This is a genomic window from Phaeovulum sp. (assembly GCF_041596715.1).
Lineage (GTDB): Bacteria > Pseudomonadota > Alphaproteobacteria > Rhodobacterales > Rhodobacteraceae > UBA6213.
The window spans coordinates 1-10,088 of the sequence record NZ_JBFHIA010000106.1 but is presented as its reverse complement, the minus strand read 5'-3'; the positions used below and the strand labels follow the sequence as shown (position 1 = coordinate 10,088).

11 protein-coding genes are annotated in these 10,088 nt (G+C 59.8%); all 11 read right to left on the bottom strand.

Annotation, left to right across the window (positions count from 1 at the left end):
- Nucleotides 1-119: 119 nt before the first annotated feature.
- Nucleotides 120-695, bottom strand: coding sequence for a tetratricopeptide repeat protein (locus ABY403_RS08895; protein WP_372840431.1), 576 nt, complete (start codon nt 693-695; stop codon nt 120-122).
- A gap of 4 nt (nt 696-699) precedes the next feature.
- A complete protein-coding gene (locus ABY403_RS08890) occupies nt 700-1,689 on the bottom strand; it encodes a type II secretion system F family protein (protein WP_372840430.1) in 990 nt (329 codons plus the stop codon).
- A 10-nt stretch (nt 1,690-1,699) separates the two neighbouring features.
- Nucleotides 1,700-2,668 carry a type II secretion system F family protein gene (locus ABY403_RS08885; protein WP_372840429.1) on the bottom strand — a complete coding sequence of 323 codons (969 nt, stop codon included), beginning with the start codon at nt 2,666-2,668 and terminating at the stop codon, nt 1,700-1,702.
- 2 nt (nt 2,669-2,670) lie between these two features.
- Nucleotides 2,671-4,104 (bottom strand): CpaF family protein, encoded by a 1,434-nt coding sequence (locus ABY403_RS08880; protein ID WP_372840428.1) that lies wholly within the window; start codon nt 4,102-4,104, stop codon nt 2,671-2,673.
- A gap of 11 nt (nt 4,105-4,115) precedes the next feature.
- Nucleotides 4,116-5,378: a CpaE family protein gene (locus tag ABY403_RS08875; RefSeq protein WP_372840427.1), complete on the bottom strand. Its 1,263-nt coding sequence runs from the start codon at nt 5,376-5,378 to the stop codon at nt 4,116-4,118.
- Between the two features lie 263 nt (nt 5,379-5,641).
- Nucleotides 5,642-6,292 carry an OmpA family protein gene (locus tag ABY403_RS08870; RefSeq protein ID WP_372840426.1) on the bottom strand — a complete coding sequence of 217 codons (651 nt, stop codon included), beginning with the start codon at nt 6,290-6,292 and terminating at the stop codon, nt 5,642-5,644.
- Between the two features lie 3 nt (nt 6,293-6,295).
- The gene (locus ABY403_RS08865) at nt 6,296-7,702 is read right to left on the bottom strand and encodes a type II and III secretion system protein family protein (protein WP_372840425.1); all 1,407 of its coding nucleotides are present in this window, start codon (nt 7,700-7,702) and stop codon (nt 6,296-6,298) included.
- Nucleotides 7,703-7,909: 207 nt separating this feature from the next.
- Nucleotides 7,910-8,779, bottom strand: coding sequence for a Flp pilus assembly protein CpaB (gene cpaB / locus ABY403_RS08860; RefSeq protein ID WP_372840424.1), 870 nt, complete (start codon nt 8,777-8,779; stop codon nt 7,910-7,912).
- A gap of 131 nt (nt 8,780-8,910) precedes the next feature.
- On the bottom strand, nt 8,911-9,105 hold the full coding sequence (locus tag ABY403_RS08855; RefSeq protein WP_372840423.1) for a hypothetical protein: 195 nt from the start codon (nt 9,103-9,105) through the stop codon (nt 8,911-8,913).
- 190 nt (nt 9,106-9,295) lie between these two features.
- Nucleotides 9,296-9,490 carry a hypothetical protein gene (locus tag ABY403_RS08850; protein ID WP_372840422.1) on the bottom strand — a complete coding sequence of 65 codons (195 nt, stop codon included), beginning with the start codon at nt 9,488-9,490 and terminating at the stop codon, nt 9,296-9,298.
- A 246-nt stretch (nt 9,491-9,736) separates the two neighbouring features.
- Nucleotides 9,737-9,931, bottom strand: a complete 195-nt coding sequence (locus tag ABY403_RS08845) for a hypothetical protein (RefSeq protein ID WP_372840421.1) — start codon at nt 9,929-9,931, stop codon at nt 9,737-9,739.
- Between the last annotated feature and the right edge of the window lie 157 nt (nt 9,932-10,088).

Here is a 10,088-nt window from a genome sequence, read left to right as displayed (position 1 = left end):
TCTGCGTCAGACTGCGTGTTGCAGGCAGAAAGTACGACCGCGCTGCCCAAGCAGAGCGTCATCAGAACCGGGTGGCGCATCTTTGTGCGTCCTTTGCTCGTTGCCTCAGATACTGTGCCTCAGGGTCGGGTCAGCAACAGATATTGCCCTTGTCCGGTACTGACCAGCGAAAGTGCCTCGCCGGAGGGATCATACGATGGGTTATCTACCTTTGCGAGCGCGTGTCGCAGATTTTCGCGGATCGAGTCAGTTTGGCCACTATCGAGCGCGTAGGCGGTCTGGAAAACGCGCGCAGCCTCTGGATAGCGGCCTGTTTCCATCAATATGACGCCGAGGTTGTTCCAAGCCGGCACGAAGGTGCCATCTATTGCGATCGCTTGCCGCAGCAGTCTTTCGGCTTGCCCCAAGCGCCCAAGCTGCAAGTTGGCGGAACCGAGTGATGCAATCACATCAACTGTGGCCCCTTGCTCGGACGCGGCCCGCAGATAGGCGTCAAGCGCCAGCTCATACTCGCCAGCAGCCATCAGCCGATGCCCTACTGTCAACCCGTCCACGGCAACGCCGCCAGGCACAAGCCCGGGCGCGTAGGGCGAAGAAGGGTCACGCGCAAAACCGCCCGTCGATTGACAGGCGGTCAGCGCCAGAAGCGCAAGAATAGCGGTGGCAGGGGCGGCTGCGGAAAAAATGTCTGACATCACCTTACATGTTCATGCTCGCGAACGAGGTCAGCATATCGTTTACCGAAGGGCCGACAAGGATGATGAGCAGCGGCGGCACCGTAAACATCATGGTTCCAAGCGTCATTTTGGTTGGAATCTTGTTGGCGGCTTCTTCGGCACGCATCACGCGCTTGTCGCGCATGTCGCCAGCATAGACCCGCAGCGCCTCGGCAATCGAGGTGCCGAAGGTCTGCGACTGGATCATCACGGTCACGAACGAGTTTACGTCCTGCACGCCCGACCGCTCGCCAAAGGCACGCAGCACCTGCGTCTTTTCCTTGCCCGCCTTGATTTCGTAGGCGACCAGCCCGAACTCTTCGGCAAGCGCCGGATATCCGGCCTGCAGTTCTTTCGAAACGCGGATGATGCCTTGGTCAAGCGATTGGCCGGCCTCGACGCAGACCAACAGCAGATCAAGCGCGTCGGGAAAGCCGTTCTGGATTTCCTGCTGCCGCGTCTGCACCCGCCGCTCGACCCAGTATTTCGGCAAATAGTAGCCCGCGCCGCCCGGCAGCAGAACCGACATGATCATCTTCGTGGTCGATACTTCACCGCCCTGCGCCGCGTAGAATGCGTAAACCACGCCCAGAAACAACATGCTCAGCCCCAGCCCGAACTGGATGGCGTGGAAGGTGCGCACGGCGTTGGGGCTGCGATAGCCCGCGCGGGTCATCTTGAGGCGCGCGTCGCTCATTTCGACTTCGCTTTGCGGCTCTAGGAAGCCTGCAAACTTTTCCAGCTTGTCCTTGCCGCTACCAAGCCGCAGCGCTTGCTGCTGATCGCTACCCGAACGCGCCGCGCTGGCGCGCGCGGCCTCGCGCAGCTTGTCGAGCGGATCGACGTTTTTGCGCAGGAACATGGGCAGCACCGAGAGCACTAGCAAAAGCCCCAGCGCGGCCAGCGCAATGACCGGGCCCAGCGGGCCCAAGGTGTCTGTCAGCATCTGCGAGAGTGGCGCGAAGAACTGCATGGCGGGCCCCTTAAACCTTGATGTTCGTCATCACCTTCATGAAGAGCATGTTGATGCCCAAAAGCACGAAGACGATGATTGCGGCAGGAACGAAAGCCGAGGTTTCCTTTACGCCGTCGTAATAGTCTGGCGCGGCCACCTGGATGATCAGCAATACGCCAAGCGGAAAGCCCGACAGGAACTTGCCCGACCATTTCGCTTCGGCGGTGATCGCTTTCACGCGGCGGAACAGCCGGAACCGCGCCCGGATAACCTTGGAAAGCCCTTCAAGGATTTCCGCAAGGTTACCACCTGAGCTTTGCTGAATGGTCACGGCAACAGCCAGAAAGCGAAGGTCTTGCATATCCACGCGTTCCGCCAGATCACTCAGCGATTCCGCGACGTTACGGCCATAAGCCGCCTCGTCCGCGATCATCCCGAACTCTGATCCGAGCGGGTCTGCGACTTCCTTGGCGACAATCTGGATGGCCGAGGTAAACGGGTGTCCCACCCGAAGCGAGCGCACCATCAGCTCGATCGCGTCTGGCAACTGCTCTTCGATCATTGCAAGCCGCTTGTTGGCTTTGCCCGAAACCCAGAGGTAAACAGCGCCCACCCCCATTGCCACGGCCAACGCGACGCGCACCGGTGCTGCGGCATCGGTCCCGATCGTCAGGCCAAGGTAGGCCACCACAACCAGCAATGCCATGACCCCGATCAGCGCCTTCGGTGAAAAGGCGATATTCGCCTTTTGCGCCTTTTCGGCCAGCAGCGAATAGAGCGGAATGCCCTTGGAGTTGCGGTGCTGCGAAATCTCGCGGCGCAGCTGTTCCAGCACGGCTTCGCGCCGCCCGCCCTTTTCCAGCAGTTCCAACCGTCGGTTGACGCGGCTGTTGAGCGAGATCGACTTGCCGAAGACCAGCAGGTAGATGCCTTCGACCAAAAGCAGAACTGCAACGAAGATGATGCCATAGATGATCGGTGTCGGGCTGATGATCATGGTCAGTTCCCCACGGGTTCGTAGATCGAGGCCGGCAGATCATAGCCCCATTGCTTGAAGCGGTCAGAAAAGTGCGAGCGCACGCCGGTCGCGGTGAAGCGCCCGATAATCATGCCGTCAGGCGCAAGGCCAAGCCGTTCGTAGCGGAAGATTTCCTGCATCGAGATCACTTCGCCTTCCATGCCCGTCACCTCGGTGATCGAGGTCATGCGGCGCGAGCCGTCTTGCAGGCGGCTGGCCTGCACGATCAGGTTGACCGCACTGGCGATCTGGCTGCGCACGGCCTTGATCGGCATTTCGATACCCGACATGGCGATCATGTTTTCCAGTCGGCTGACCGCGTCGCGCGCCGAGTTGGCGTGGATCGTGGTCATCGAGCCGTCGTGGCCGGTGTTCATGGCCTGCAACATGTCGATCACTTCCTCGCCGCGGGTTTCGCCGACGATGATGCGGTCGGGCCGCATCCGCAGTGCGTTGCGCAAGCAGTCACGCTGGGTCACGGCACCGCGGCCTTCAACGTTTGGCGGGCGGCTTTCCATACGGCCGACGTGCACCTGTTGCAGCTGTAGTTCGGCGGTGTCTTCGATCGTCAGAATCCGCTCGGTATTGTCGATAAACGACGACAGCGCGTTCAAGGTGGTTGTCTTGCCCGAGCCGGTGCCGCCTGAAACGATGATGTTCAACCGGGTCGAAACCGCCGCTTGCAAATAGGCGGCCATTTCTTCGGTAAAAGCACCGAAGCGGACCAGATCATCAACGCCCAGCTTGTCTTTTTTGAATTTCCGGATCGAGACCAGACTGCCATCCACCGCCACCGGCGGCACCATGGCGTTGAAACGCGAACCGTCTGCAAGACGCGCGTCGACATAGGGGTTCGATTCATCGACCCGCCGACCCACCGCAGAAACGATCTTGTCGATGATCCGCAGCAGGTGCTTTTCGTCTTTGAAGGTGGTGTCGGTCAGCGTCAGCTTACCGCTGCGTTCCACAAAGATCTGATGCGGCCCGTTGACGAGAATATCGTTGACAGTGTCGTCTTTCAGCAAAGGTTCCAGCGGGCCAAGGCCCATGACCTCGTCATAAAGCTCTTGGTTCAGGATCGAGCGTTCGCTGCCATTCAGAACCACAGACATTTCGCCCAAGGCTTCCGCGACGATCGCGGAAATCTCGGCGCGCAGATCGGCTTCGGGTGCGCTTTCAAGTGCTGCGAGATTGAGGTTATCGAGCAGCCGCTTGTGCAGCTCTACCTTCAACTCGCCCATCCGCTCCTTGCGCTTGCGTTCCTTGTCTTGCACCGCAGCGGCGGCCACATCTTGCACGGGCTGTGCGCGGCGTTGCGAAATGCTGACCGCCGGGGCGGCCGGGCCCACGCTTTGGGTGCTGACCGGTGCCTTCGGTGCCGTCGGGGCTGCTGGTTTTTTATAGCGCGAAAACATTGGGTCCGTCCTTAATTGCGGCCAGTCTCGGCTGCGAGGTTCAGATCAAACAGCGATTTCGCAAGCTTTTGGATTTCCTTGCGCAGCGGTGCCTTTGCGGCGGTTTCTGCAAGCGGCAGACCGTGGTCGTTGGACTGAGTTACCTGTTTGCCGCCATCGGGAAGCTGTACTTCGATCGCGATATCAAGGCTTTCGGCCATCCGCCGGACCCGGCTTTTGCCGGTAAGGTCGGTAAAGCGCGGCGCACGGTTAAGCACGAAGCGCAGCTTTTCGGCCGGCAACCCCTCGGACTTCAGCGCCCGGATCATGCGCAGCGCGTTTTGCGCCGAACGCATGTCGAGCTCGATCAGCGCGAAATAGACATGCGATTGTGCCAGCACGGTTTCGGTCCAGCTGACCACCGTGCTCGGCATGTCGATCACCACGAAGTCGAAATTGGCTCGCGCCATTTCGATCAGGCGCTGCACGTCTTCGCTGTTCACGATGTCGAGCGGCAGCATATCGGCGGGCGCTGTCAGGACGTGCAGGCGATCATTGAAGGTGCTCAACGCCTGGCTGAAGCTATCGCCATCCATATGTGCGGTATCGGAAAGCAGTTCGAAAACGGCCTCGCGGCGCGGCAGGTCAAGATAGGTCGATGCCGAGCCATACTGAAAATCAAAGTCGAGCAGGCACACACGCGGCGGCGACTTTTTGGAAATGGATGCCAGTTCCCACGCGAGGTTGACCGCAAAGGTGGTGGCGCCGGTGCCACCCGCCAGCCCGTGCACAGGCAGGATGACGCCATCCTTGCCGCCGGTCGCCTTGAAGGTCGAGGGTGCCGCGTTCGGGTCTGGTTCGGCAGCGCCGACTATGGGCGAGGGGCTCTTGCCCAACCGCTCGATCGCATCGTGCAGCGCGCGTTCGGGTAGCGGATAGGGCACGAAATCGTCGGCTCCAAGGCGCAACAGCTGGTGCAGCGCGATCGGGCTGATTTCTTCGGCAATCAGGATCACATGCACGCCGCGCTCACGCGCCGTGGTGATGATGCCCGAGATGCGCGCCAGGTCGTCCTCGTCCTCGCTGTCCACCGCGATTGCGATAAAGCGTAGCTGCACCGCGTCGGGTTGGTTGAGAAACAGGACGGCGTCCTGAAAGCTGAGGTCACCCCAGCTTTCGCCCATTTCGGCTTCCATGTCTTCGATCAGAAGGTCGAAGTTTGCTACATCGCGTGAAACCGTGCAGGCCAGAATTGGGGCGGCCTCGGTCTTCAAGACTGTCGCTGCGCTGCTCATTGCCTGCCATCCTCTTGTCCGCGGGGACCGAGGGCGATGCTAGCGCATTGGTTTGGCTGCATTATACTTTTCATCGCACACATACCCCAGCACGACTCATGCGTCGTGCAACTGCTACTTCTGAAGGCTAAACTCGCCTCCAATCTTGGCCACAATGGGGCTAAAGAAGCGTAATTGTGCGGTTTTGCGCGATTATCGAAACGATAAGGCGGCCTTTGTTTGCAAAGGCCGCCCCCATAAGATGCAATCGTGGCGCTTTGACGTCAGTTGTCGCTGCCGACGGTGTTGTTCTGGCCGCTCGTGTGCGCCCATTGTGCGGCCGCCACATAGTCGCGGAATACGACCTCGGCGTATTTGCCGTTCAGGATGGTCGGGTGATTGCTGACGAAACCCGAAACCTCGGTCACTGTGCGCCGGTTCCGCACGTCTTCCGATTCGGTATAGATCAGCGGGCGGGTTTCGCCGTAGCTGACCATGGCCTCAAGCCGCGAGCGCGAAATACCCTGCGAGACGAGGAAGCTGACCACCGCCTGCGCGCGCCTTAGCCCCAGCGACTGGTTGTAGGCGTTGGTACCCACAAGGTCGGTATGGCCATACACGCGGAAGCGCACTTCCGGGAATTGCCGGATCCAGTCGGCTTGTTGGGCAAGCGTGCGCTGCGCCGCACCGTCTAGCACCGACGAGTTGAACGCAAAGTTCACAGTGGTCGGCACCTGCGCCGTGAAGCGCTGGTTGAGATTTATCGTGTAATCGCGATCACCCGACTGGATCAAAGTGTTGTTCATCGTCGAGTTGCCGAAATCGGCGGTATCAAGTTCGGATCCTGCTTCGCCGAAAAACGTTCCGTTGCGTTCGCAGGCACCAAGGCCGACTGCGCACAAAAGCATGACGGCAAGTTTGAGCTTCGCCTGCATCGCCTACTCCATCACATAGCCGTAAGAACCCGAAAAGTCTTGCCGTGCAACCTCGGCGGCAGCACCGGTGTTCGGGGTCTGCGTCGAAGTTTTGCCGTACAGGAACAACTGGTTCTCGGTCGGCGGACGCACGCGGTCAGTAGGCAGCGCAAGCGCCTCGCCACGTGTCGGCGTGACCAGATGCGGTGTAACGATGATCACCAGTTCGGACTGGTTCCGCTCGAACGAGGCAGAGCGGAACAGCAGCCCCAGCACAGGAACATCGCCTAGCCACGGGATCTGCGTGCTCACATCGTTGAAATCGTCTTGCAGCAACCCTGCGATGGCAAAACTTTCGCCGTCGCGCATTTCCACGGTGGTCTGCGCATCGCGCCGCTTGAAGGCGCTGATGGTAAATCCGCTGTCGTTGACCAAGGTCTGCGTGGTGTCGATGGCCGACACCGCCGCCGTGATTTCAAGGTTGATGATGTCGCCATCGATAACCCGCGGAACAAACGAAAGCTCTACCCCGAAAGGCTTGTATTCGATGGCAACCCCGTCAGAAGACGAAACCGGGATCGGGTATTCGCCACCAGCAAGGAATCGTGCCTCTTGGCCCGAAAGCGCGGTCAGGTTCGGTTCCGCAAGCGTGCGCACCATGCCCTTGGCCTCAAGCGCTTCAAGCATCGCGGCCAGCGTGATGTCGCCCATCGTCACCGTGGCACCGATGCCGCCAAAGCTGTCTGTCGCAAGCGATGGCGTTTCGCCCGCAAAAAGCGAGGCCAGCGCACCGGTGTTGCCCGCGCTGACGGCTAGCGAGGCCTCGTTGCCAGGGCCCGAAAGGCCGAACGAGGCGCCGAGGCTTTTGGAAACCGAGCGCTGCATTTCTGCAAAGCGGACCTTCAGCATGACCTGCTGCGTGCCACCAACGCTCATCAGGTTGGAAACCCGGTCTGGCGCGTAACGCTGCGCCAGTTCCAGCGCGCGATCCAACTTGGCGATAGACGAGACTGTGCCCGAAAGCACGATACCGTCATTTGCGGTGCGCACTTCGATAGGCTCGCCCGGCAGGATCTGCTGTAGGCGCTCCTTGAACTCTGCGATGTCAGGGGTGACCTGCACCTCTACGTTCGAGATCAGGCTGCCGTCAGCGCCGAGGATCGTCATCGTGGTGCGCCCGGGCGTCTTGCCAAGCACATAGATGGTGCGATCCGACAGCGTTGTAATATCGGCGATACCTGGGTTGGCAATCGACAATTCCGCAAAGGGAACGTCGCTTTCCACCACGACCGCGCGGTTCATTGGCACCGCAAGCGTTTCGGCAACCGCGCTTGAAAGCACTCGCAGCGCCTGCGCATGAGCTGGCGCAATCATTCCGGCGCCAAGCGCCGTGCCTAGGGCCAACGCCCTGAAAAGAACACGCAATTTCATTGTGATCCTGCCTCTCCGATCACGCTGCACGACGGGTCTAGCGCCCGTTTCCCGGGTCTCGATCGCCCGAATTGATATGCAGAATGCGCGAAATGCCAATAATTTGCAAGAATCAACATCTTGCGAGGCATTTTAAGTTGAATTGGTGCAAATGCGTGACGCGGGGGCATCACTGCCCCCGCGTTTTCAGGCCGCAAAAAACGGCGATCAGTTCGTGCACGGGATCTCGACCAGCACCAATTCGCCTGCCTTGCGCGAGCGGATCGTGCAGACCTTTGCGGCTTCCACGGCAACGGCTTCTTCTTCGGAGATGCCCAGAAGCGAATTGCGGTCAACCTCGATGGCGCCGACTTCCATGGTGTCGTTGTTGCCCACCAGCGATAGCGTCAACCGCCCCGTCGCTTGCGCCAACGTCAGCGATGCCACTTGGCTGGGGCTGACCTCGGCGGTCACTGTGCGCGCGATCTTGGTTTCTTCCGAACGGTCCGCATCGGCGCTTTGGTCGATGGCGATCAGCCTCAGGTTGGCCTCGATCAGCTTGGTCACTTCGCGCTGGCCGGATTGGCCGTACCAGTAGACATCGACCAAATCGCCGGGGCGCAGAAAGCCCGAGACACCGCTGGCGATATCGACGTTGATGGTGAAGGCGCGCATGTTGGGGGCAAGGTTCGCCATGATCCCGGCATCGACGCCCGGCGCGGTGATCTTGCTCGCCAGCAGCGGCTCATAGGCTTCAAAGCTGCGCAGCGCGGCGCGCGGGCGGGTTTCGCCGTCGTAGAATACGGTCGCAAAGGCCGGGTCAGTGCCCATCGGTACGGAAATCGCGTTGAAGATGCCTTCAGGCGTCTTGCCGGCCTGAACGCCGATCACTTCAAGATCCGCCTGGCTGAAACGTTCACCGTATTTCAGCGCGCGTTTGACCACGACCACCCGCACCAGCTCTGGTGCGCGTGCCTGTGCCGCCAAAAGCGCGTCACGCTCTGACTGCGCCTGTGCGATGTAACCTTGCGCCATATAGACAGCAACGCCTGCAAGCGCGACGCCCACCAGCAACACCAAGCCATAAACCATACGCATGCGATACCCTTTCCTGTCGTACATGCCCCCCCGCAGGGGCGCTTTACCCGGCCATAATGCATTCCGATTGTGGCCTGATCGTGGCCAATCGTTGCAAAACTTCGTGCATCGTTGCGAAATACGCTAACAGATCAGAACGCCGTCTTGATCTCTTGCTTGTCCATAAACTCAACGATGTTGTTGTTTGCGGTGCCGATCTCGCTCCAGAGAATGGCGGTCACGGCCATGCCGAAACCTGAGACAACGGCAGTCAATACCACCCAGTCAACGGTCACTGCACCGTCTTCACGGCGGGCCAGGGTGCGGAGAAACTTGAAGAAACGCATGGCGCTCGACCTCATATCTATGTTGACGTGGCATCGACCGGGTGCCGGACGCGCCTCCACATTAAGTTTGCATCGGTTGGGGGCGACTTTGAGGCGCTTTCGGGAAATCTTTTCGGCAAGGCCCAAGCAATTGCCACCAAAAGAAAAGCCGCGCCCAGAGGCGCGGCTTTCGGAGCTGGTAGACAGTAGATCAGAACGAGGTCGAGATATCGGCGCCCGAAAGGTGGGCAGCGATTTTACCAGTCAGTGCTTCAGTCCCGCCCGACACCATGGCGAGCGCGGCAGCGCCCAGGCCAACAACGGCAGCGGTCAGCACAACCCAGTCAACAGTCACAGCGCCATCTTCTTGAGCGCGGAAAGACTTCAGCATCTTGAACATTTTCATCTGTAGCTCCTTGGTTCGACTATCTCCGCGTCCCGGCGTCACAGGCTGTCTCTGACCTCGCCTCGTCCGTCGCGGTATGGGTAAGTTTTGCTTGTGAAACGTGGCAAGTTCTTGGCATGGCGCGTACAATTTCGGGGTATTTTCGCTTATTCCCCGGCAGGCGTGCCTTTCCACAACGACGCCCCAAAGCATTAAGACCGCGCCTTTTCGGGCGCGGTCTTAAACGATCTCATGAAAAGCGGTCGATCAGAACGAGGTCGCGATCGTCGCGCCCGAAAGATGGGTAGCGATTTTGCCAGTCAGTGCTTCAGTCCCGCCCGACACCATGGCCAGCGCGGCAGCGCCCAGGCCAACAACGGCAGCGGTTAGCACAACCCAGTCAACAGTCACAGCGCCATCTTCTTGAGCGCGGAAAGACTTCAGCATTTTGAACATTTTCATCGTATAGCTCCTTGGCCCTGGTTAACTCCGCGCCCCGGCGTCTTCGACCTGTTGCATCTGGTCTCGTCCGTCGCGGTATGGGTTTGTTTTCGCTTTGAATCGTGGCTTGAATTTGGCGGCGATGGTTCTTTTTCAGGAAGCCCCGGATCTTTGGCTG

Excerpts from the sequence above, each read along its gene's own strand:
- ABY403_RS08895 (WP_372840431.1), bottom strand. The coding sequence starts at position 695 with ATGTCAGACATTTTTTCCGCAGCCGCCCCTGCCACCGCTATTCTTGCG.
- cpaB (WP_372840424.1), bottom strand. The coding sequence starts at position 8,779 with ATGCGTATGGTTTATGGCTTGGTGTTGCTGGTGGGCGTCGCGCTTGCA.
- ABY403_RS08885 (WP_372840429.1), bottom strand. The coding sequence starts at position 2,668 with ATGATCATCAGCCCGACACCGATCATCTATGGCATCATCTTCGTTGCA.
- ABY403_RS08845 (WP_372840421.1), bottom strand. The coding sequence starts at position 9,931 with ATGAAAATGTTCAAAATGCTGAAGTCTTTCCGCGCTCAAGAAGATGGC.
- ABY403_RS08870 (WP_372840426.1), bottom strand. The coding sequence starts at position 6,292 with ATGCAGGCGAAGCTCAAACTTGCCGTCATGCTTTTGTGCGCAGTCGGC.
- ABY403_RS08880 (WP_372840428.1), bottom strand. The coding sequence starts at position 4,104 with ATGTTTTCGCGCTATAAAAAACCAGCAGCCCCGACGGCACCGAAGGCA.
- ABY403_RS08865 (WP_372840425.1), bottom strand. The coding sequence starts at position 7,702 with ATGAAATTGCGTGTTCTTTTCAGGGCGTTGGCCCTAGGCACGGCGCTT.
- ABY403_RS08855 (WP_372840423.1), bottom strand. The coding sequence starts at position 9,105 with ATGCGTTTCTTCAAGTTTCTCCGCACCCTGGCCCGCCGTGAAGACGGT.
- ABY403_RS08890 (WP_372840430.1), bottom strand. The coding sequence starts at position 1,689 with ATGCAGTTCTTCGCGCCACTCTCGCAGATGCTGACAGACACCTTGGGC.
- ABY403_RS08850 (WP_372840422.1), bottom strand. The coding sequence starts at position 9,490 with ATGAAAATGTTCAAGATGCTGAAGTCTTTCCGCGCTCAAGAAGATGGC.
- ABY403_RS08875 (WP_372840427.1), bottom strand. The coding sequence starts at position 5,378 with ATGAGCAGCGCAGCGACAGTCTTGAAGACCGAGGCCGCCCCAATTCTG.